The organism is Flavobacterium litorale (assembly GCF_019613795.1).
GTDB lineage: Bacteria > Bacteroidota > Bacteroidia > Flavobacteriales > Flavobacteriaceae > Flavobacterium > Flavobacterium litorale.
Genome location: NZ_CP080429.1, coordinates 1,280,453 through 1,304,360 on the forward strand (window position 1 = coordinate 1,280,453; position 23,908 = coordinate 1,304,360).

Sequence of the window (23,908 nt, forward strand, 5' to 3'; positions counted from 1 at the left end):
CAGCCATGAGTAATAAAGTTATACATGTTTTATACAATGATGATGACATCCTGATGGATGCAGTAAAGCAAACGCGTGCTGCACATCATCATATCGAAGAGGTTTATACGCCATTTCCAGTACACGGTTTGGATAAAGCCATGGGGCTTGCACCTACCAGAATAGCCATTGCTTCATTTTTATACGGGTTGGTAGGATTGAGCGTTGCTATCACGATGATGAACTACATGATGATTGTAGATTGGCCTCAGGATATAGGTGGTAAACCAAGTTTTAGTTATATACAAAATATGCCGGCTTTTGTACCGGTAATGTTTGAGATGACAGTATTTTTTGCGGCTCACTTAATGGTAATCACCTTTTACATGAGAAGTAAATTATGGCCTTTTAAAGAGGCAGAAAATCCTGATGTAAGAACAACAGACGACCACTTTTTGATGGAAGTTGCTGCTCATGGTGATGTAGACCAAATGGTTTCATTTTTCCAAAACACGGGAGCTGTAGAAGTAAAAGTAATTGAAGAAAAGCATTAACACATTATGAGAGCGTTATATAAAACAGCATTATTGGTAGTTGTAGCATCGTTATTCACGGCATGCTTTGACAAGTCTGCACCAAATTACCAATACTTCCCTAATATGTATGAGCCAATACCATACGAAACGTATGGCGAGTCTACTGCATTCAAAAACGGAAAAGAAGGACAACTTCCTGCAGAAGGTTCTATACCAAGAGGTTTCACTCCATACGAGTATGAAAATACTAACGAGGGCTACGAGCTTGCAAAAGCAGAGCTAAAATCGGCTCTTGATTCAACAGCGATAGATATTCCTAGAGCTACCCAATTGTATACAATTTACTGTGCCATTTGCCACGGAGACAAAGGAGACGGTAAGGGAGGCTTAGTGCAAAAAGAAAAATTCCTTGGTGTACCTAGCTATAAAGACAGAGAGATTACAGAAGGAAGCGTTTTTCATGTAGTAACGTACGGGTTAAACTCAATGGGATCGCATGCTAATCAGCTCTCTCAAGAAGAGCGTTGGCAAGTTGCACACTACGTGTTGAAGTTAAAGAGTGAATTATAATTGTAGAACACTGAAAGCATATAATATGTACACATTTTCAAGTAAATTAAAAACTTTTTCCTTTGTCCTGATTGCCTTGGGTGTTCTTGGAGTGGGCTATAGTTTTTTTACTGCACCAAAAACCATTGAAGACGTAGAGAAAATTTTGGCGGCTGAAGAAGCACATGGTCATGGCGACCATGGCGACGCACATCACGAGGCAGCCAATCCACACGGCGAAGATGCTCATGGTCATCACGCTGATAAGCACGATATTCATAAAGAAGTTTCAACCTCTCATACAGGTCGTGGCGACGGTCATCAAGCAGCAGGGCATGATGCTCATGCTGAACACGATGAGCACCACGAGCATTTAGAGCACGTGCTACATCAATTACAAAACAAACCTTGGTCGGCACTATATGTAGGAGCATTATTTTTCATGTTAATATCACTTGGTGCTTTAGCGTTCTACGCAATACAAAACGCAGCACAAGCAGGATGGTCTCCAGTACTATTCAGAGTTATGGAGGGTATATCAAGTTACTTGCTGCCTGGTGCTATTATAGTGTTTTTAATATTAGTAGCAGGCGTAATGGACTGGCATCATATATTTATCTGGATGGATGAAAGTGTTGTAGCCAACGACCATTTATTACAAGGAAAAGCAGGTTACCTTAATGGTCCTTTCTTCTTAATAAGAGCTGCTATATTTATGGGGGGTTGGATATTATACCGCCAATACGCCAGAAAAAATTCATTGAAGCAAGACGAGGCTACAGATAATCTTTACTATAAAAAGAACTTTAAAGCATCAGCGGCATTCTTAGTATTCTTTATTGTTACAGAATCTATAATGTCTTGGGACTGGATAATGTCTGTAGATCCACACTGGTTTAGTACACTATTTGGGTGGTATGTATTTGCAAGTTTCTTTGTAAGTGGTATTACAGTCATTGCTTTAATAACACTTTACCTAAAATCAAAAGGATACTTAGAGTATGTAAATACAAGCCATATACACGATTTAGCTAAATTTATGTTCGGTATCAGTATTTTCTGGACGTACCTTTGGTTCTCTCAGTTCATGCTAATATGGTACGCCAACATACCTGAGGAGGTAACGTATTTTATTACACGTATAGAGGATTATAACCTACCTTTCTTTGGTATGGTAGCCATGAACTTCCTATTCCCAGTGTTAATACTTATAAATACCGACTTTAAACGACTTTCTTGGATAATAGTTATGGCGGGTATCGTAATACTTTGTGGTCACTATATTGATTTCTTCAATATGATTATGCCAGCAACAGTGGGCGACCGTTGGTACATAGGTATGGCAGAGATAGGGTCTGTACTATTATTCCTAGGATTATTTATACTAGTAGTATTTACAGCATTAACCAAAGCACCTCTTTTAGCAAAACGTAATCCGTTAATAGAAGAGAGTAAGCATTTTCATTATTAATAATATTTAAAGAAATAAACAAATGACAAGTTTATTGATAATTGCAGTTTTAGTTTTATTAGGCATTGCAATATGGCAATTAACTAAAATATTCCACCTTACTCAAGTAGGATCGGCAGCTAACAGCGATAGTAGTGAAATTGCTACCGATAAGGATAATAGTGTTAATGGTTACCTAATGTTTGCCTTTGTTGGCTTCATCTACATCTTTACAATTTACTCTTTGGTTAAGTGGGGTCACCTAGTATTAGGTACACCAGCTTCAGAGCATGGTTCTGATTACGATAACCTTATGGCTATTTCAATGTGGCTTATTTTTACCGTACAAACCATAACACAGTTTTTGCTACATTACTTCTCGTTTAAATACAGAGGTAAAAAAACTAGAGTTGCTTACTACTATGCAGATAATGATAAGCTAGAGTTTATATGGACTATTATACCCGTTATTGTATTAGCTGGTCTTATCCTTTACGGACTATATGCTTGGACTAACATTATGTTTATTGATGATGAGAAAGAAGAAGCATTGTACGTAGAAGTGTACGCCAAACAGTTTGGTTGGGAGGCACGCTATGCTGGAGAAGATGGTGTATTAGGTAAATCAAACATCAGATACATAGAGGGTATTAATACCATGGGTGTAGATATGTCTGACCCTAATGCGCAAGACGATATACCATCTACAGTATTACACTTGCCAAAAGGTAGAAAAGTAATATTCAAATTCCGTTCTCAGGATGTACTGCACTCGGCATATTTCCCTCACTTTAGAGCACAGATGAATGTTGTTCCGGGTATGGTTACTCAGTTTGGTTTTACGCCAGTGCTTACTACAGACGAAATGCGTCTGGATCCTGGAATTGAGCAAAAAGTAGCTAACATCAATAAAATAAGATCTAAGAAAAGCGTAGAGCTTGTAGCAAATGGCGAAGCGGCTCTAGATCCTTACACGTTTGATTATCTATTATTATGTAACAAAATATGTGGTTCATCGCACTACAACATGCAGATGAAAGTAATTGTAGATACTGAAGAAGATTTTAATAAGTGGTTAAGCGAGCAAAAAGCATTGGGTACTGCAATTAAAGAATTGCAAGAAAGTGCCCAAGAAGAAATGCCAGCAGAAGAGGAAGTGCCAATGGATGATCTGGCTCACACTGTAGAATTGGATAGTACTATGACTACCATAGCAGATTCAACAGCAGTAAAAAACAAATAAGAAAAAACTTTTTTAATATATTTCAAATTAAAAAAATATGTCAGCAGTAGGACACGAAATACGAGGAGAACACGACAATCATGATGCTCATGATCACCACCACCATAAAGATACCTTTATAACAAAGTACATCTTTAGTATTGATCATAAAATGATTGCCAAACAGTACCTTATTACTGGTATTATTATGGGTATTATCGGTATTGCAATGTCATTGCTATTCCGTATGCAGCTTGCATGGCCTGAGGAGTCATTCACAATATTTAAAGTACTTTTAGGCGATGATTTTGCACCCAATGGTGTAATGCGTAACGATATTTATTTGGCACTGGTTACTATACACGGTACCATAATGGTATTTTTTGTACTAACGGCAGGTTTAAGTGGTACATTTAGTAACTTGCTTATACCATTACAAATTGGTGCGCGCGATATGGCATCTGGTTTTATGAATATGATTTCATACTGGTTGTTTTTCTTATCGTCAGTAATTATGATATTATCATTGTTTGTAGAAGCTGGTCCAGCATCTGCAGGTTGGACAATATATCCTCCATTAAGTGCACTACCACAGGCAATTGGTGGTTCTGGTGCAGGTATGACGCTTTGGTTAGTATCTATGGCAATATTCATTGCATCGTCGTTAATGGGTTCACTTAACTATGTGGTTACCGTTATCAATTTAAGAACAAAAGGTATGTCTATGACAAGACTACCCCTTACAATATGGGCATTCTTTATTACAGCAGTAATAGGTATCCTATCATTCCCTGTACTATTATCAGCAGCATTGTTACTTATATTCGATAGAAGTTTCGGTACATCGTTCTTCCTTTCCGATATATTTATTGCTGGAGAAGTATTACACTACCAAGGAGGTTCGCCAGTATTATTCGAACACTTATTCTGGTTCCTAGGTCACCCAGAGGTATACATTGTATTACTACCAGCATTGGGTATTACTTCAGAGATTATAGCAACCAATGCACGTAAGCCTATTTTTGGTTACCGTGCCATGATTGCCTCAATATTAGCAATTGCATTCCTATCAACAATCGTTTGGGGGCACCACATGTTTATTTCAGGTATGAATCCTTTCTTAGGTTCCGTATTTACCTTTACAACATTACTTATTGCTATCCCATCGGCTGTAAAAGCATTTAACTACATAACAACGCTATGGCGTGGTAACTTGCAGTTTAACCCTGCAATGCTATTCTCTATAGGTCTTGTATCAACGTTTATAACAGGTGGTCTTACAGGTATTATACTTGGAGATAGTACACTAGATATTAACGTTCACGATACGTACTTTGTAGTAGCCCACTTCCACTTAGTAATGGGTATCTCGGCACTTTACGGTTTATTCGCAGGGGTGTACCACTGGTTTCCAAGAATGTTCGGAAGAATGATGAACAAGAATTTAGGTTACATTCACTTCTGGGTAACAGCAATATGTGCCTACGGTGTTTTCTTCCCAATGCACTTTATTGGTATGGCAGGTTTACCACGACGTTACTATACAAATACAGCATTCCCATTGTTTGACGACTTACAAGACGTTAACGTGATTATTACCATATTTGCACTTGTAGGTGGTGCGTTCCAGTTAGTATTCCTTTGGAACTTCTTCTACAGTATCTTTAGAGGTAAAAAAGCTAGCATGAACCCATGGAAATCGAACACACTTGAGTGGACTGCTCCAGTAGAGCATATGCATGGTAACTGGCCAGGTGAAATACCAGAAGTATACAGATGGCCATACGATTACAGTAAGCCAGGTCATGATGAGGATTTTGTACCACAAAATATACCTATGAAAGATGGCGAAAAAGAGTTGCATCATTAAGATGAACCTTTATATATAATTAAGCCTCTCCAACTGGAGAGGCTTTTTGTTTTCTGTTAAAACAGTATCTTTAATGCTAAATATTAGTAATTATGTACAATAACGTAAAAGGTATTTTTAGCGTAAACGAATCTGAGAATCAGTTTGAGTTCACTGTGGAAGATGCTACCGCTTTTTTAGAGTATTACAGAGAGGAAAACAAAATTTTCCTTACATATACCGAAGCTCCAGTAGTGTTGCAAGGTACAGGGGTTGCTAGCCAGTTAGTAAAGCAATCATTACAATATGCTAAGGATAATAACCTAATTGTAGTACCATTATGTACCTATGTTTTTAATTATATTAACAAACATCCCGAATGGTATGCCATACTCCCCGACGGATACCAAATGTAATTACCCATTTTCAAGTATATTTGCAGTATGAACGAAAATTTAGACCCTACAACCAATAATTACAACGCGGAAGAGCTAGACCTAGAAAAAAAGCTCCGCCCGCTCTCGTTTAATGATTTTACGGGTCAGGATCAAGTCCTCGAAAACCTACAAATATTTGTAAAGGCAGCTAATTTAAGAGAGGAGGCATTAGACCATACCCTTTTTCATGGTCCTCCAGGTTTGGGTAAAACAACCTTGGCCAATATTTTAGCGAATGAGCTGGGTGTAGGGATTAAAATAACCTCAGGACCTGTGTTGGATAAACCAGGCGATTTAGCGGGACTGTTAACCAATCTTGATGATAGAGATATATTATTTATAGACGAAATACACCGCCTAAGCCCAATAGTAGAAGAGTACCTATATTCAGCAATGGAGGATTTTCGTATTGATATTATGATAGAATCGGGGCCTAACGCCCGCTCCGTACAAATAAACTTAAACCCTTTTACGCTAGTAGGTGCTACCACACGCTCGGGCTTGCTTACCGCCCCCATGCGTGCCCGTTTTGGCATTGCTAGCCGATTACAATATTACACCACAGAATTGCTTACAACCATTGTGCAACGTAGTTCGGCAATACTTAATATGCCCATTACTATGGAGGCAGCTATAGAAATTGCAGGGCGCAGCCGTGGTACACCCCGTATTGCCAATGCACTATTGCGTAGGGTACGCGATTTTGCACAAATAAAAGGCAATGGCAAAATTGATATTGAAATAGCACGTTATTCATTAAAGGCGCTGCATGTAGATGCACATGGACTTGATGAGATGGACAATAAAATACTAACCACCATTATAGATAAATTTAAGGGTGGTCCTGTAGGGCTATCTACATTGGCAACAGCAGTATCCGAAAGTGGCGAAACTATAGAAGAAGTGTATGAACCCTTTTTAATACAAGAAGGTTTTATTATGCGTACCCCCCGTGGTAGAGAAGTAACCGAGAAAGCGTATAAGCACTTGGGTAAAATTAAACTAGGCGGACAAAGCCTTTTTGATTAATATAATTATGATAGGAGGCTAACTATCATTGCGAGGTACGAAGCAATCTAAACATAAAACCTAATAAAAGTACTATAAAGAGGATTGCTTCGTACCTCGCAATGACGCAACTGATATGATAAACCACAAGCTAAAATATACTGAGTTCATAAAGTCAGAAGCCAAACGCCTCGGCTTTTTATCCTGTGGTATAGCCAAAGCAGGTTTTTTGGAGGAAGAAGCACCCCGATTGGAACAATGGCTTAACGAGAACAAGCACGGGCAAATGCAGTATATGGAAAACCACCTCGATAAACGGCTTAACCCAACATTGCTAGTAGATGGTGCCAAAAGTGTAATATCGTTACTACTCAATTATTACCCCGAAACTACCCAAGTTGATGATACCTACAAAATATCAAAATATGCCTATGGGCAGGACTATCATTTTGTAATAAAACACAAACTCAAAGAACTACTCTACAGCATACAGGAAACCATTGGTGAAGTAGGAGGGAGAGCCTTTGTAGATTCGGCACCCGTGCTCGATAAAGCTTGGGCAGCCAAAAGCGGTTTGGGCTGGGTAGGCAAGCATAGTAATTTGCTTAGTAAGCAAGTAGGCTCTTTCTTTTTTATTGCAGAACTTATTGTAGATATTGAGTTGGAATACGATACACCCGTTACCGACCATTGCGGTAGTTGTACCGCCTGCATAGATGCCTGCCCCACAGCGGCAATTGTTGCGCCTTATGTAGTAGATGGTAGTAAGTGTATATCCTATTTTACCATTGAATTGAAAGAAAATCTACCCAACGAAATGAAAGGTAAGTTTGACGATTGGGCTTTTGGCTGTGACGTTTGCCAAGATGTGTGCCCGTGGAACCGATTTTCTGAACACCATAACGAACCATTGTTTAACCCACACCCTGATTTATTAACCATGACTAAGCAAGATTGGGAAGAAATTACAGCCGAAACTTTTGCAGCGGTTTTTAAAAAATCGGCAGTAAAACGAACCAAGTTTCAAGGGTTACAACGTAACATAAACTTCCTGAAAGAATAGTGTTAAAAATTTCTAAAGTTCGCCCATAAAGTTACCTTTGTAAGTCGTGTAAAAAACAATAATCATGAACCCATATAGTAAGCGTAGGGAAGCATTATTATACCATGCAAAACCCCAGCCTGGTAAAATACAGGTAGTACCCACAAAAAAATATGCTACACAGCGCGATTTGTCGTTAGCCTATTCTCCAGGCGTTGCAGAGCCTTGTTTGGAAATAGCCAAAGAGGTTGATAATGTTTATAAATACACCGCAAAAGGCAACTTGGTAGCAGTAATATCCAACGGTACAGCCGTGCTGGGTCTTGGCGATATTGGTCCCGAAGCATCCAAACCCGTAATGGAGGGAAAGGGGCTACTCTTTAAAATATTTGCTGATATTGATGTTTTTGATATTGAGGTAGGTACCAAAGATATTGATGCGTTTATTGAAACCGTAAAAAATATAGCCCCTACGTTTGGAGGGATTAATTTAGAAGATATAAAAGCCCCCGAATCTTTTGAAATAGAAAGAAGGTTGGTTGAAGAGCTTAACATCCCCGTAATGCACGACGACCAACATGGTACCGCCATTATATCATCGGCAGCATTACTTAACGCTGTGGAACTCGCTAATAAAAAAATAGAAGACGTTAAAATAGTAGTGTCTGGTGCAGGTTCGGCAGCAATGGCATGTGTAAACTTGTATACACTACTTGGTGTGCAAGCAAGCAATATAACAATGTTTGATAAAGATGGCATGCTAGTAACAAGCCGTACCGACCTTTCTGATACGCAGCAACGATATGCTAAAAAAGGTGAGGCACTATTGCTACAAGAAGCAATAAAAAATTCAGATGTGTTTTTAGGATTATCGGTAGGGAATATACTTACGCCCGAAATGTTACTGAGTATGAATAGCGACCCTATTGTGTTTGCTATGGCAAACCCAGTACCCGAAATTGAATATAACCTTGCTGTAGCCACACGCGATGATATTATTATGGCAACAGGGCGGTCAGACTATCCCAATCAGGTAAATAACGTATTAGGATTCCCCTATATATTTCGTGGTGCGCTCGATGTAAGAGCCTCTAAAATTAACGAGGAAATGAAAATGGCTGCTGTAGTAGCCCTAGCCGAATTAGCCAAAGAGCCCGTACCCGAGCAGGTAAATATTGCCTATGGCGAAACCAAATTAAATTTTGGTAGAGATTATATTATACCCAAACCTTTTGACCCCCGACTGATTGGCGTAGTGCCGCCCGCTGTAGCCAAAGCAGCTATGGATAGTGGCGTGGCTAAAAATCCTATTACTGATTGGACGAAGTATACCGATGAGCTTTTAGAACGCTTGGGTAATGATAATAAAATGATACGTTTGCTAACCAATAGGGCTAAAACCGACCCTAAGCGTATTGTTTTTGCCGAAGCAGACCATTTGGATGTACTAAAAGCAGCACAAATAGTACACGAAGAGCAAATTGGTAGCCCTATACTTTTAGGAAATAAAGAAATTATTGAGGAATTAATGGCAGAAATTGATTTTGATGCTAGTGATAATGGCGTGACTATTATTGACCCTAAAATGCCAGAGGAAAAAGAACGACGCGAGCGTTATGCCGAAGCCTATTGGGTATCGAGACAACGCAGGGGATTAACCAAATTAGATGCCCAAAAATGGATGCGCGAGCGCAACTATTTTGCAGCCATGATGGTAAACGAAGGCGAAGCCGATGCCATGGTTACAGGCTATTCCCGAAGTTACCCATCGGTAGTAAAACCCGTTATGCAGCTTATTGGTAAAGCAAACGGCGTATCTAAAATTGCTACTACCAATTTAATGATGACCAAGCGTGGTCCGATATTTCTATCGGATACAGCTATAAACCCAGACCCAACTGCCGAAGATTTGGCAAAAATTGCTTTAATGACGGCGCGTACCGTAAAAATGTTTGGTATGGAGCCTGTATTGGCTATGGTATCATTCTCCAATTTTGGTTCGTCGTCAGATAAAGGAGCCAATAAAGTAAGAGAAGCGGTAGCCTTTTTACACAAAAACCATCCAGATCTTATTGTTGATGGCGAAGTACAAGCCGATTTTGCCTTAAATCAGGATATGTTTAAAGATAAATTTCCATTCTCTAAACTGGCAGGTAAAAAAGTAAATACATTAATATTTCCAAATCTGGAGTCGGCAAACATTACGTATAAACTCTTAAAAGAATTGAACCAAATAGTGTCTATAGGTCCTATAATGTTGGGGCTAGATAAGCCCGTACACATATTCCAGTTGGGAGCTAGCGTAGACGAAATGGTAAACATGTCAGCCGTTGCTGTTGTGGATGCTCAGGAAAAAGAAAGGCGACTAAAGCTAAGTAAATCGAGATAATACTACTGAATTAAAGAATTTTAGTATTTTTGGAAAAGTTTAACAAGTAACTATGATAGCACATCTTCAGGGAAGGCTGGTAGAAAAACTGCCTACAGAAGTAGTAATAGATTGTAATGGCGTAGGGTATCATGTTAATATATCACTACATACTTTTTCTCTACTGCCAAACTCCGAGCATATAAAACTCTTTATATTCCTACAGGTAAAAGAAGACTCTCATACCCTTTTTGGTTTTGTAGAAAAAGCTGAGCGCGAGCTTTTCAAGCTACTATTGTCAGTATCTGGGGTAGGTGCCAGTACAGCACGCACCATGTTATCGTCGTTAGACCCGAAGCAAATCATTAACGCTATAGGCACGGCCGATGTTGCCACAATACAATCCATAAAAGGAATAGGTACCAAAACCGCTCAGCGCATCATACTCGATTTAAAAGATAAAGTGTTAAAACTATACGATTTAGAGGAAGTTTCTGTTGCAGGTTACAATACAAATAAGGATGAAGCGTTATCTGCCTTAGAGGTGTTAGGTTTTAACAAAAAATTAGCAGAAAAAGCTATAGATAAAATTGTTAAGGAAACGCCAGAAGCTAATGTGGAGACAATAATAAAACAAGCATTAAAAAATTTATAATCGTTGAAAACAGCATACTCCAAAAATTTTTATAATAGCTTACAATATACGCTTACTACATTACTGATATTGTTTAGTTTGGTAGCGCAGGCACAAATTACTGATGAAGAGGAAGAAGCGGCTAGAGATACTATAAAAGGTTACGATAAAGGAAAAGTAGAACTTGCCAACCCAAGGAGCATAGTAGATGCTTATACCTACGATCCTGTAACGAATCGTTATATTTACACCAGTTCGTTTGACGGTTTTAATATAACCTACCCCATTATACTTACCCCCGAGCAATATGACGAGTTGGTACTCCGAGAGTCCATGCGCGAATATTATCAGGAAAAATCCAAAGCAATAGATGGTAAGGGTACAGAGGAGGAACAGAAAAATCTATTGCCTCGTTATTATGTAAACTCTAGTTTCTTCGAAACTATTTTTGGCGGTAATACTATTGACGTAAAACCGCAAGGTTCGGTAGAGATGGATTTAGGTATTCGGTATACAAAACAAGACAATCCGTCGTTATCACCCCGAAATCGAAGCACCTTTACGTTTGATTTTGATCAACGTATCAGTATGAGCCTTCAGGGTAAGGTAGGTACAAAACTAAATGTAACAGCTAATTACGATACCGAGTCGACTTTTGCCTTTCAAAACTTAATAAAATTAGAATATACACCTACAGAGGATGATATTATCCAGAAGATAGAGGTAGGTAACGTTAACTTTCCATTATCAAACTCATTAGTACGAGGGGCGCAAAGCCTTTTTGGTGTTAAAATGCAACTCCAGTTTGGTAAAACAACATTTACAGGAATATTTTCCGAGCAAAACTCACAAACCAAAACGGTAACAGCCGAAGGTGGGGGTACCGTACAGGATTTTGAACTTTTTGCACTGGATTATGATGCCGACAGGCACTTCTTCCTGTCACAATACTTCCGAAATCTGTACGATTTCTCTATGCGTACTTACCCGTTTATAAGCAGTAGGGTGCAAATTACCCGTATGGAAGTATGGGTAACCAACAGGCAAAACAGAATTAATGCTACCCAAAACAATGCTAGGAATATTATTGCCATTCAGGATTTAGGAGAATCGCAACTCACTAAATTTACTATAAATGGTAATACCAATATCGATATTACTGATGAGGCAGTTGGTTTTTCCGATTTTGCAGGTTCAGGTTTCTTTAACGTACAGCCCAATAGCCCACCAGATAATGCCAACAATAAATTAAACCCATTAACCATAGCGTCGGGAGGTAGTTGGTTAGACCCTAGTGTGCGCGAAATAGTTACCATAACCAACTCTAGTTTTACTAACGGGCTTGATGCTAGTGAAGGTAGAGATTATTCGAAATTAGAAAATGCACGAAAACTATCGCCTAGCGAATATACCTATCATCCACAATTGGGATACCTATCCCTTAATCAGCGTTTAAATAACGACGAGGTGTTGGCAGTAGCTTACCAGTATACCATTGGTGGTGAGGTGTACCAAGTAGGTGAGTTTGGTACCGATGGTGTTGATGCTACTGTAGTAGATGATACTACAAACCCTGATGAGCAAGCAACAATATCTACGCAGAATCTTATCTTAAAAATGCTAAAAAGTAACTTGGTAAATGTTGAGGAGCCTGTTTGGGATATTATGATGAAGAATATTTATCAGATACCTGGGGCATACCAATTATCGCAAGAAGATTTTAGGTTCAATATCCTATATACCGACCCTTCTCCGTTAAATTACATAACGCCAGCACCCGCCACACCAACAGAACCAGCAATACCATTACCAGAGGATGTTGCCGATACACCGTTGATGCGCGTGTTTAATTTGGATAAATTAAATTATACAAACGACCCACAGGTTGGTGGTGATGGATTTTTTGACTTTGTGCCTGGTATTACTGTAGATACCCAAGGGGGACGCGTAATATTTACTACGGCAGAACCTTTTGGAGAATTCTTATTCGATAAATTATCTACAGACGATCCAACGGAAAATTATGATGATGATGAGGACGAAACTACCTTTAACGCCAACCAAAAACGCTACGTATACCGTAGTCTGTATAAAAGTACGCAAGCAGACGCTTTACAGGATAGCCAAAAAAATAAATTCCAATTAAAAGGACGCTTTAAATCTACAGGAGGTAGTGGTATCTCGTTAGGAGCATTCAATGTTCCGCAAGGCTCCGTTGTAGTAACCGCAGGTGGTCGTACCCTTATAGAAGGGGTGGATTATACCGTGAATTACCAATTGGGGCGTGTACAAATACTAGACCCATCGTTACAAGCCTCGAACACCCCAATAGAAGTTTCGGTAGAAAACAATGCAACGTTTGGGCAACAAACAAGACGTTTTGCAGGTTTTAACATAGAGCACAAATTCTCAGATAAATTCTTAGTAGGCGGTACGTTAATTAACATGTCCGAACGACCTTTTACCCAAAAAACAAACTATGGGCAAGAATCGGTAAACAATACTATTTTTGGTTTAAATACAACCTATTCTACAGAAGTACCATTGTTTACCCGATTGGTAAATAAACTCCCGAATTTAGATACCGATGTTCCGTCTAACCTATCGTTTAGAGGTGAAATAGCCTATTTAAAACCAGGAGCATCTAAAGCAGACCAGTTTAATGGCGAAGCAACTACGTATGTAGACGATTTTGAGGGCTCGCAAACCAATATCGATATGCGTTCGGCACAGGGCTGGACACTATCAAGTGCTCCAGTTACAGTTTTTGAGGATAATATAGTGCCAGCCAACACACTTGAGTACGGTTATAAAAGAGCAAAATTAGCATGGTATAGTATAGACCCTATTTTTTATACCAGCCAACGTCCAGGCGGTGTTAGCCCAGAAGATTTATCGTCTAACAGAACACGACGTATTTATTTTGATGAACTTTTCCCTGTTACCGATGTAGCCATAGGGCAAACTACCGTAGTAAACACATTAGACCTTAGCTACTACCCGCAAGAACGCGGACCCTATAACTACAACCCATTAGCACAAGCTACCGATACATTTACCGAAGCTGAAGCCGAAACCAACTGGGCAGGTATTATGCGTGCCATAAACTCTACCAATTTTGAACAAACCAATGTAGAGTACATACAGTTTTGGTTGTTAGACCCATACGATGGTAACCCAGGAAGTACCGACCCTAATAATACGGGTGTGCTCGAAATTAACTTAGGAGAAATATCAGAAGATATACTACGCGATAACCGTAAGCAATACGAAAACGGTTTACCGGGTGTAGGCGGCACACAGCCCGTGTTTAGTACTGTATGGGGAGATGTACCCGTATCGCAATCGTTAATTTATGCTTTTGATACCGATACTGGTAACCGTGCAGTACAAGATGTTGGTTTTGACGGGCTTAATGATGCTGATGAGGCGGCTAAATTCCCAGGATTTAATCCAGAAGACCCCTCAGCAGATAATTATCAGTTTTATTTGGCTACCGATGGTAATGTACTGGACAGGTACAAAAATTATAACGGTGTAGATGGTAACTCGCCAGTAGATATTGGTGATAACGATAGAGGTTCAACAACATTACCCGATACAGAGGATGTAAACAGGGATAATACCATGAACACTATTGATGCATATTACAGATACCAAATTCCTATTGGTCCTAATGCCGTACTTGGTCAGGGCTTTGTAGTAGATGAACGTCCGTTTACCAATGTTGAGCTAGCAAACGGTCAGAGTGCTAGCGGTAGATGGTTACAATATAAAATTCCTATCGAAAATCCAGAGCGCGAAGCAGTAGGGGGTATTAGTAATATTCGTTCCATCCGCTTTATGCGAATGTTTCTTACAGGATTCCGAAATGATATAACACTACGTTTTGGCGCGTTAGATTTGGTACGTGGCGAGTGGCGACGTTACACAAATACCTTAGACCCACTAGAGGATAACGAGCAAGATGCCTTAGACAATACAGGTTTTGATGTTGTATCGCTTAACATACAAGAAAACGGCGACCGTTCGCCAATCCCTTACGTATCGCCACCAGGCGTACAACGAGAGCAGTTGTTTAATAACAATGCTATTATTAACCAAAATGAGCAATCGTTATCATTACGAGTATACTCTGCCGATGGTGCTGCCGATGGCGGTTTGGAGCCAGACGATTCGCGTGCGGTATTTAAAAACGTAAACGTAGACATGCGCCAGTTTAAAAAACTACGTATGTTTTTGCACGCCGAGGCATTACCAGATGATACAAGCCCACTTTTGGACGACGAAATGAAAGCCTTTTTACGATTTGGTAACGACTTTATTGATAACTTCTATCAAGTAGAAGTACGCCTTAAAGTAACAGGGCAAAACGAAAGAACAGCCGAGCAAATATGGCCTACGGATAACGAAATATTACTGCCGCTGGATGCACTTACAAGCCTTAAAATAGATGTGTTAAATAACATAGCATCCGAGCCGGACGAGTTGGGTATAGTATATGCCAACCTTAATGATATTAGTCCGGGGGCTGACCCTGACAACAGAATACGTATTGGTATAAAAGGTAACCCAAACATTGGTTTTGTACGTACCCTAATGCTAGGAGTTAAAAACGGCTACCAACCTACCGAGATAGGGGCAAGACCATTACGAGGAGAAGTATGGTTTAACGAACTCCGTCTTTCGGATATGGATAACGAAGGCGGTATGGCAGCCATAGGTAACTTGGATGCTAACTTTGCCGATTTTGCTACAATATCTGCAACAGCAGGCGTAAGTACTATAGGTTTTGGTAGCGTAGACCAGGCACCTAATGAAAGAAGTAGAGAAGATTCCAGACAGTATGATGTAGTTACCAATATTAACCTTGGTAAACTACTACCAAACAAATGGGGTATCACTATTCCGTTTAATTATAGTGTAGGTGAAGAAATAATTACGCCAGAATACGACCCTTTCTATCAGGATATTCGATTGGACCAGCTTATAAGTGAAACGGAAGATGAAGATGAAAAAGAAAACCTCCGCAATAGAGCTATAGATTATACCAAACGTAGGAGTATTAACTTTATAGGGGTTAAAAAAGAGCGCGCTCCCGACCAAAAGAAGCGTGTTTACGACCCAGAAAACGTTACGTTATCGTACTCGTACAATCAGGTAGATCACCACGATTATGAGATTGAAAACTTATTGGAGCAAGACGTTCGTGTAGGTGCTGATTATACGTACTCGTTTAAAAACAAACCTGTAGAGCCACTAAAAGATGTTGGCTTTATGAAGAAGAGTGATTACTGGAAAATGCTTCGTGATTTTAACTTTAATTACCTACCATCTAACATATCCTTTAGTTCTAACATTGTAAGGGAATATAGCAAACAGCAGTACAGAAATGTAGATGTAGAGGGGATACCCATTAATCCGCTTTACCGCAGAAATTATTTCTTTAATTATCAGTACGGTTTCAATTACAATATTACCAAAGCACTTAAGTTAAACTACAATGTAGCTACCAGCAACCTTGTTAGAAATTACCTTGACGAAGATGGTGTGCCGATAGATGAGTATAATGTATGGCAGGATTTCTGGAACACAGGGGAGGCAAACACACATACACAGCAATATGTTTTAAATTACGATTTACCGATTGATAAGCTGCCACCACTTAAATTTATAAAATCTACGTATACCTACCAAGGTACATACAACTGGCAACGTTCTTCTGATGCATTAGCACAGGTTACCGACGAAAATAATGTTACCTACTTTTTAGGAAATACCATACAAAACTCCAACTCGCACAAGCTAAATACTAGGCTTAGTATGGATGTGTTTTATAAATATATAGGACTTGTGGCTAAAAAGAAAAAGGCACAAAATAAATCATCAAAAGGACCACCAAAACCAGGACAAAAAATAGCAACCAAACAAACTTCATCAGCAGATGGTAATGTTTTACTAAACGGCTTAATAGGAGTAGTTACGAGTGTAAAAGATATCCAGATTAACTATACCGAAACGAACGGAACAGTACTACCAGGATTTTTACCAGGTGTTGGTTTCTTGGGTACAACAAAACCGTCGTTAGGCTTTATTTTGGGTAGCCAAGATGCCGATGTACGATACGAAGCTGCCAGAAACGGCTACTTAACAGATTTCCCAGAGTACAACCAAAACTTTACGCAAGTAAGAACAGAGTTACTCAACATAACAGCATCAGTAGATTTATTTCCTGATTTTAAAATAGATCTTACTGCCGATAAATCAACGTCAGATAATTATTCTGAGCAGTATGATGTTACCAATGGTGTATACAACCCGAGGTCGCCATACAACTATGGTAACTTCCAAATATCAACCATACTTATTAAAACGGCATTTAGCAGAAGCGATGTAAACGGTTCGGACGCTTTTGACCAAATGCGTGATAACAGATTAATAATAGCCGATAGGCTTGCGCAAGGTTTTTACGGCACTACAGATTTTCCGCGTTATGGCGACCCTGGTCAGCCTACGGGCGAGTTTGCCAATGCCAACGCAGGGTATCCTGTTGGATTTGGTAGAAACAGCCAAAGAGTATTATTACCTGCTTTCTTGGCAGCCTACTCAGGGCAAGATGCAGGCAAAGTATCAACAAGCCCATTCCGCGATACACCACTACCCAACTGGTTAATAAAATATACGGGGCTTATGCGCTATAAGTTCTTTAAAGATAAGTTCAGACGTTTCTCTATACAACACGGTTACAGGGCTTCGTATAACATTAATGCCTACCAATCTAACTTTGAATACGATGCTAATCCAACAGGGCAGGATAACGATGGGGTAGGTAATTTCTATTCAGAATATTTTATTTCGAACATTAACCTTACCGAGCAGTTTAACCCGCTTATACGAATAGATTTTGAGATGAAAAACTCAATTAAGGTATTGGCAGAGGTACGAAAAGACAGAACATTAAACATGAGTTTTGATAATAACCTGCTTACCGAAGTAAAAGGAAACGAATATATAGTAGGTTTAGGCTATCGTATAAAAGATGTTACTATAAACTCCAGTCTTGCAGATAATCCTACCAATACCATTAAAAGTGATATTAACCTAAGGGCTGATTTCTCTTTACGTAAAAACGAAACGATAGTACGTTATTTAGATTATGATAACAACCAGCTTGGAGGCGGTCAGAATATATGGTCGGTTAAGTTTACAGCAGATTATTCTTTCAGCAAAAACCTAACAGCAATATTTTATTACGACCATTCGTTCTCCAAGCCAGTAATCTCTACCTCATTCCCATTAACCAATATACGAACTGGTTTTACGCTGAGGTATAATTTCGGAAATTAATTTGGTGCATATTATTTTATAATTATGCTATAAAACATACATTTGCTAAAAACAAAACAACATGAATATACCTGCAGAATTAAAGTACACAAAAGACCACGAGTGGGTTAAAATTGATGGCGATGTTGCAACAGTTGGTATTACCGACTTTGCGCAGAGCGAACTCGGTGATATTGTATACGTAGAAGTAGATACGCTTGACCAAACACTTGATAAAGATGAAGTATTTGGAACAGTAGAAGCAGTAAAAACAGTATCGGATCTTTTCTTGCCATTGAGCGGAGAAATCATTGAATTTAATGAAGAGCTAGAGTCTGCGCCAGAGGATGTAAATACAGACCCTTATGGTAAAGGCTGGATGGTAAAAATTAAATTATCAAGCAACGATGAAGTAGCCAATTTATTAAGCGACGAACAATATAAGGAGCTTATAGGTGCGTAATATTTATTTCTGGGCTGCTATAGCATGGACGGTATTTGTAACCGTACTTTGCTTAGTTAGTATGGAAAGTTTAGGGGCAGTAAATAGTTTTAACTTCCCTAACAAAGATAAATTCGGACATTTAACCTTCTATTTCGTATTCACTATATTATGGTACGTTTATTTTAGATGCCGAAAAATAAAAATTAAGCGAGCACAAATACTAGCCTTACTATTTGCTTTTGCATACGGTACGATTGTAGAAATACTACAGGGCTTGTTTACAGAAGCCAGACAAGCCGATGTTATGGACGTTGTTTTTAATACACTCGGTAGCATACTAGCAATAGGCTTTTTGTTGTTCATCAGGAAAAATAAATAATGGTATATCCCTCCGTTACCACGGGGGGATGTTTATTTTAGTACAGTTATGAAATTACACCAATACCTCGATTCGACCTATTTAAAAACAGCCGAGCAAGCTGCAATTAGCGAAACTGAAAATCTTGAAGTTGTTAAAAAAGTAGTGCGCGAAGCAATACACGAAGGTTTTAAACTGGTTATGGTTAGACCCGAAATGGTAACCACAGCAAAAAGTATGGTAACAGCAGCTAGTAGTAATGTTTTAGTGGGTACAGTTATTAACTTTCCTGAAGGTAAAGGTACCATCCAAGAAAAATTGGAGGAAGCAACCACTGCTATTAATAATAGTGCAGATGAGCTCGATTTTGTTGTAAACTATACCGCATTTAAACTCGGAGAAACTACAACCGTTAAAAACGAAGTTTTGGCATGTACCCAGTTAGGGCTACAACACGAGAAAGTAGTAAAATGGATTATTGAGGTAGCAGCACTAACCAACCAAGAAATAGTGCGGCTAACCGCACTCATAAAAAACGTAGTACTATCTAACTTTAAAGAAGAACAGTATCAGCACGTATTTGTAAAATCGTCTACAGGATTTTATATCACTACCGATGGTAAACCCAACGGAGCTACCATACCCACCATTACACTAATGCTCGAAAATGCATTTCCGTTACCCGTTAAAGCAGCAGGTGGCGTACGTACCTATAAAGAAGCGATGACAATAATTACACTTGGCGTAAAAAGAATAGGCACGTCCTCGGCATTAGCCATAGCCAACGATGGCACGGCAAGTAGCGATTATTAAACAGATTAGTTAAAGTATAAATACAAAAGAACCTCCTTGTAAAAAACAAGAAGGTTCCATCTCTCATAGCAATTATTCCCAAATTTTCTCTCTTACAACAACCCCAAAAGGGTTATTATATTTATAAGATGCATAAGTTGTAAAAAGGTTGCGTACCAATAAGTATTTTTTATTACTATATATGCTGTAGCGGTCATTTTAAGAGTATTCCTGTTGATGAAATACATTTTTTGAAGTATCTTTGCCGGAGTTTTTAATACCCATGAAAGTTACATTGAGTACCACAGAAAATACAACTTCCCTAAAGTCTATTTATTCAGATTTTGTTGCAATAACAAAAGCCAGACTGGCTATTAGTGTAGTATTTTCTTCTGTAGCAGGTTATTTAATAGGGTTTTCAGAAACCTATCCATTCAGTTGGGTAACACTAATACTACTTACCATTGGAGGTTACTGTATGGTAGGTGCATCAAACGTTTTTAATCAGATTATAGAAAAAGACCTTGATGCCTTAATGGACAGGACAAAATCGCGTCCGTTACCCTCAGGCAAAATATCAGTACGTAATGCCTTTGCATTAGGGGTTGCATTAACGATTTTAGGTTTAGGCATACTGTATGTAATTAACCCTAAAACAGCCATGTTTGGGGCAATATCAATATTTTTATATACTAGTGTATACACCCCACTAAAAAAAATAACACCATTATCGGTATTTGTAGGGGCGTTTCCAGGCGCAATACCCTTTATGCTAGGCTGGGTTGCTGCCACAAACAATTTTGGTATAGAGGCAGGAACGTTATTCCTAATACAATTCTTTTGGCAATTTCCCCATTTTTGGGCAATTGGTTGGTTTTTGTATGACGATTATAAAAAAGCAGGCTTTTTTATGTTGCCTACAGGCAAAAGAGATAAAAAAACAGCCCTACAAACCATACTGTATACCGTTTGGCTCATAATAGCGTCATTACTACCCGTTACAGGTTTTACGGGGCAATTGCAACTAAGCTATGTATCGGCAGGAGTAGTGTTACTTTTAGGATTATGGATGTTAGTGTATGCAGTAAAACTGTATAAAGATATGGATGCTAAAGCAGCCCGTAAATTAATGATAGTAAGTGTATCCTACATATCGTTATTACAAGTAATATATATTATAGATAAATTTATACGATAAGTTATGGAGATAAAAATGTCGTTACAGGAACATAATGATAGAAAAGCAAAATCATACAAAATGCTGCTGTGGTTTGGTATGGCAAGTATGTTTATGATGTTTGCAGGCTTAACAAGTGCATATGTAGTAAGTACATCGCGCCCCGATTGGTTAAACGATTTTGTATTGCCCAATGCTTTTATAATAAGTACAGTTGTTATACTATTAAGTAGTGGTACTTTCCATATGGCAAAAAAAGCTATGCAAAAGGGCGACAGAAGCAAAACAACTACACTATTATTAGCTACGCTTGCACTAGGTATTAGCTTTGTGGTAGCACAGTTTTATGGGTTTTCTCAAGTTATAGCAGAAGGGTATTATTTTACAGGTGCGGAAAGCACAATTACAACCTCATTTTTATATATAGTTACGGTGGTGCACCTAGCGCACCTTTTTGCAGGAATTATAGTATTGCTGGTTGTAATTTATAATCATTTTAAACAAAAATACAATGCTGCTCAAACCCTTGGAATAGAGTTAGGTGCAATGTTCTGGCATTTTCTGGATATTTTATGGCTTTACTTGTTTTTATTTTTCTATTTCTATTAATAAAAAAAAATGTAAATTTGAAAACTTTTTAACACTTAACACTATATGGCAGCGACAGTTACAACAACAGCTACTACTACAGGTAAGACATGGGGCGGAGGAAACGAGCCTATGGGAGCAAGTTACGGTAAAATGATGATGTGGTTTTTTATCGTATCAGATGCCCTAACTTTTTCTGGATTTCTTGCATCGTACGGTTTTTCTCGATTTAAATTCCTCGAAACATGGCCTATAGCCGATGAGGTATTTAACCACTTTCCATTTTTACATGGTGTGGATGCACCCATGTACTATGTTGCGTTAATGACATTTATCCTTATATTTTCGTCTGTAACCATGGTACTTGCTGTTGATGCAGGACACCAAATGAAAAAAAATAAGGTTGCAGTATACATGCTACTTACCATTGTAGGTGGTTTTATATTCCTAGGTTCGCAGGCTTGGGAGTGGAAAAACTTTATTAAAGGAGAGTACGGTGCTGTAGAAACTACAGGAGGCTCTATACTACAATTTGTTAATACTGATGGCGAGCGCGTAAGCCTTGATGACTTTGCTGCAACACTACCTACAGACAGAGAACAATCTACCAAAAGTAATGGTATCTGGTTTGAAGATGGTCCTACACTTGGCGAGTACACAGTAGCCGAAGTAGTAGCAGGTTTTAAAGCAAATCCTGATTTATTAGTACGAACAGAAGTTATAAATGCTGATAAGCAAAAAACAATACTATCTAGAGAAGAATCAATAACAAAATTGCAGGATGCTACTATAGTAGTACGAGGCGCAAACCTTATTAGAAACGAATATGGACATAAATTGTTTGCCGATTTCTTCTTCTTTATTACAGGATTCCACGGATTCCACGTATTCTCTGGAGTACTAATCAATATTCTTATTTTCTTTAATGTAATATTAGGTACATACGAGAAGAGAAAGAGTTACGAGATGGTTGAAAAAGTTGGTTTATACTGGCACTTTGTAGATTTAGTTTGGGTATTTGTATTTACATTCTTCTACCTAGTTTAATAAAATATAAAATAAAGAAACAATGGCACATTCGCACGAATCAAATACTAAAAGAATCTGGATAGTTTTTGCGATACTATCAGTTGTAACTATAGTAGAAGTTATATTTGGTATTATAAAGCCAGACTCATTATACAGAACAGAGCTTTTTAGCCTTAACCTGCTAAACTGGTTGTTTATCATCCTTACTATTGTAAAAGCGTACTATATTATGTGGGCGTTTATGCACCTTGAAGGAGAAAAAGGAAGTTTAAGGTGGTCCATAGTAGCACCTTTAGTATTCTTAATTATCTATTTAGTGTTCATCTTACTTGTTGAAGGTAATTATGTTTACGAAGTGTTTCATGAATCCCACTACAAATGGCTTTTCTAAGAGACAGATTATTATAAAAAAGGCGGTTTATTAAACCGCCTTTTTTTATTTTTGTACTACACGTAAAGACGATGATTATGAAAAAGACTTTTGTGCTTTTTGTTTTGTTTGCCCTACCACTTTTAGCCTACCTTTTTTTTGCTTCGGGCGTTAATAAATTTGCCAAACTACCTACAGTAACACCAGATATTAAGGAGATTCCAGCATGGAAATCCTTAAATGGCGAAGAAGTAAAATTAAAAGATAAAATAACCATACTAGGGTTCCCTGGCGAAGCTATTTTATACAATAAGGGTAATGCCTTTAATTTAAATCAAAAAATATACAACAAGAATAAAGATTTTAAAGATTTCCAGATGATAATGATTGCGCCTTTGGGTACAGAGGATAAAGCCAAGCAACTACTATCAGAACTAGGTAGGATTACCGATATGGCAGGTTGGCACTTTGTATTTGCCAAACCAGAAGAAATACAAAAATATTACGATGGTTTAGAGCTTATGGGACAGCTAGACGATAAGTACGGTACATCTAACGTGTATATTATAGATAAAGATTTAAACCTTAGAGGTAGAAAAGGACAAAACCTAAAGGGTGAGGATGAATATAAGGAAGGGTACAATACAATATCTGCTGCCGATTTGCATAATGATATGGCTGATGATGTAAAAATTATTCTTGCAGAATACCGTTTGGCTTTAAAAAAGAATAACAAAAGAAAAATTTAA

19 protein-coding genes are annotated in these 23,908 nt (G+C 38.4%); all 19 read left to right on the forward strand.

Going from position 1 to position 23,908, the window contains the following annotated elements; all coding sequences use genetic code 11:
- Nucleotides 1–5 precede the first annotated feature (5 nt).
- The 19 genes from K1I41_RS05660 (at nucleotide 6) to K1I41_RS05750 (ending at nucleotide 23,908) form a co-directional block, all read left to right on the forward strand.
- Nucleotides 6–533 carry a DUF3341 domain-containing protein gene (locus K1I41_RS05660; RefSeq protein WP_220641709.1) on the forward strand — a complete coding sequence of 176 codons (528 nt, stop codon included), beginning with the start codon at nucleotides 6–8 and terminating at the stop codon, nucleotides 531–533.
- Nucleotides 534–539: 6 nt separating this feature from the next.
- The gene (locus tag K1I41_RS05665) at nucleotides 540–1,085 is read left to right on the forward strand and encodes a c-type cytochrome (RefSeq protein WP_220641710.1); all 546 of its coding nucleotides are present in this window, start codon (nucleotides 540–542) and stop codon (nucleotides 1,083–1,085) included.
- A 25-nt stretch (nucleotides 1,086–1,110) separates the two neighbouring features.
- The gene (locus K1I41_RS05670) at nucleotides 1,111–2,535 is read left to right on the forward strand and encodes a quinol:cytochrome C oxidoreductase (protein ID WP_220641711.1); all 1,425 of its coding nucleotides are present in this window, start codon (nucleotides 1,111–1,113) and stop codon (nucleotides 2,533–2,535) included.
- 22 nt (nucleotides 2,536–2,557) lie between these two features.
- On the forward strand, nucleotides 2,558–3,757 hold the full coding sequence (locus tag K1I41_RS05675; protein WP_220641712.1) for a cytochrome c oxidase subunit II: 1,200 nt from the start codon (nucleotides 2,558–2,560) through the stop codon (nucleotides 3,755–3,757).
- A 37-nt stretch (nucleotides 3,758–3,794) separates the two neighbouring features.
- Nucleotides 3,795–5,606: a cytochrome c oxidase subunit I gene (locus tag K1I41_RS05680; protein WP_220641713.1), complete on the forward strand. Its 1,812-nt coding sequence runs from the start codon at nucleotides 3,795–3,797 to the stop codon at nucleotides 5,604–5,606.
- Nucleotides 5,607–5,698: 92 nt separating this feature from the next.
- A complete protein-coding gene (locus K1I41_RS05685; RefSeq protein ID WP_220641714.1) occupies nucleotides 5,699–6,001 on the forward strand; it encodes a GNAT family N-acetyltransferase in 303 nt (100 codons plus the stop codon).
- A 27-nt stretch (nucleotides 6,002–6,028) separates the two neighbouring features.
- Nucleotides 6,029–7,051 (forward strand): Holliday junction branch migration DNA helicase RuvB, encoded by a 1,023-nt coding sequence (gene ruvB, locus K1I41_RS05690; protein WP_220641715.1) that lies wholly within the window; start codon nucleotides 6,029–6,031, stop codon nucleotides 7,049–7,051.
- A 115-nt stretch (nucleotides 7,052–7,166) separates the two neighbouring features.
- The gene (gene queG, locus K1I41_RS05695; RefSeq protein ID WP_220641716.1) at nucleotides 7,167–8,093 is read left to right on the forward strand and encodes a tRNA epoxyqueuosine(34) reductase QueG; all 927 of its coding nucleotides are present in this window, start codon (nucleotides 7,167–7,169) and stop codon (nucleotides 8,091–8,093) included.
- A 64-nt stretch (nucleotides 8,094–8,157) separates the two neighbouring features.
- Nucleotides 8,158–10,461 (forward strand): NADP-dependent malic enzyme, encoded by a 2,304-nt coding sequence (locus K1I41_RS05700; RefSeq protein WP_220641717.1) that lies wholly within the window; start codon nucleotides 8,158–8,160, stop codon nucleotides 10,459–10,461.
- 52 nt (nucleotides 10,462–10,513) lie between these two features.
- Nucleotides 10,514–11,095 (forward strand): Holliday junction branch migration protein RuvA, encoded by a 582-nt coding sequence (gene ruvA / locus K1I41_RS05705; protein ID WP_220641718.1) that lies wholly within the window; start codon nucleotides 10,514–10,516, stop codon nucleotides 11,093–11,095.
- A 3-nt stretch (nucleotides 11,096–11,098) separates the two neighbouring features.
- Complete coding sequence (sov, locus tag K1I41_RS05710; RefSeq protein ID WP_220641719.1) at nucleotides 11,099–18,421, forward strand: T9SS outer membrane translocon Sov/SprA; 7,323 nt, start codon at nucleotides 11,099–11,101, stop codon at nucleotides 18,419–18,421.
- A gap of 61 nt (nucleotides 18,422–18,482) precedes the next feature.
- Nucleotides 18,483–18,863 carry a glycine cleavage system protein GcvH gene (gcvH, locus tag K1I41_RS05715; RefSeq protein WP_220641720.1) on the forward strand — a complete coding sequence of 127 codons (381 nt, stop codon included), beginning with the start codon at nucleotides 18,483–18,485 and terminating at the stop codon, nucleotides 18,861–18,863.
- Nucleotides 18,856–19,224, forward strand: a complete 369-nt coding sequence (locus tag K1I41_RS05720; RefSeq protein ID WP_220641721.1) for a VanZ family protein — start codon at nucleotides 18,856–18,858, stop codon at nucleotides 19,222–19,224. Before gcvH ends, K1I41_RS05720 begins: the two co-directional genes overlap by 8 nt.
- Nucleotides 19,225–19,272: 48 nt before the next feature.
- Complete coding sequence (deoC, locus tag K1I41_RS05725; protein ID WP_220641722.1) at nucleotides 19,273–20,016, forward strand: deoxyribose-phosphate aldolase; 744 nt, start codon at nucleotides 19,273–19,275, stop codon at nucleotides 20,014–20,016.
- Nucleotides 20,017–20,278: 262 nt separating this feature from the next.
- Nucleotides 20,279–21,193, forward strand: a complete 915-nt coding sequence (gene cyoE, locus K1I41_RS05730) for a heme o synthase (RefSeq protein WP_374106913.1) — start codon at nucleotides 20,279–20,281, stop codon at nucleotides 21,191–21,193.
- Between the two features lie 3 nt (nucleotides 21,194–21,196).
- Nucleotides 21,197–21,781, forward strand: a complete 585-nt coding sequence (locus K1I41_RS05735) for a cytochrome c oxidase subunit 3 (RefSeq protein ID WP_220641723.1) — start codon at nucleotides 21,197–21,199, stop codon at nucleotides 21,779–21,781.
- 45 nt (nucleotides 21,782–21,826) lie between these two features.
- On the forward strand, nucleotides 21,827–22,807 hold the full coding sequence (locus K1I41_RS05740; RefSeq protein ID WP_220641724.1) for a cytochrome c oxidase subunit 3: 981 nt from the start codon (nucleotides 21,827–21,829) through the stop codon (nucleotides 22,805–22,807).
- Nucleotides 22,808–22,829: 22 nt separating this feature from the next.
- Complete coding sequence (locus tag K1I41_RS05745) at nucleotides 22,830–23,180, forward strand: cytochrome C oxidase subunit IV family protein (protein ID WP_220641725.1); 351 nt, start codon at nucleotides 22,830–22,832, stop codon at nucleotides 23,178–23,180.
- A gap of 77 nt (nucleotides 23,181–23,257) precedes the next feature.
- Nucleotides 23,258–23,908 carry a hypothetical protein gene (locus K1I41_RS05750; protein ID WP_220641726.1) on the forward strand — a complete coding sequence of 217 codons (651 nt, stop codon included), beginning with the start codon at nucleotides 23,258–23,260 and terminating at the stop codon, nucleotides 23,906–23,908.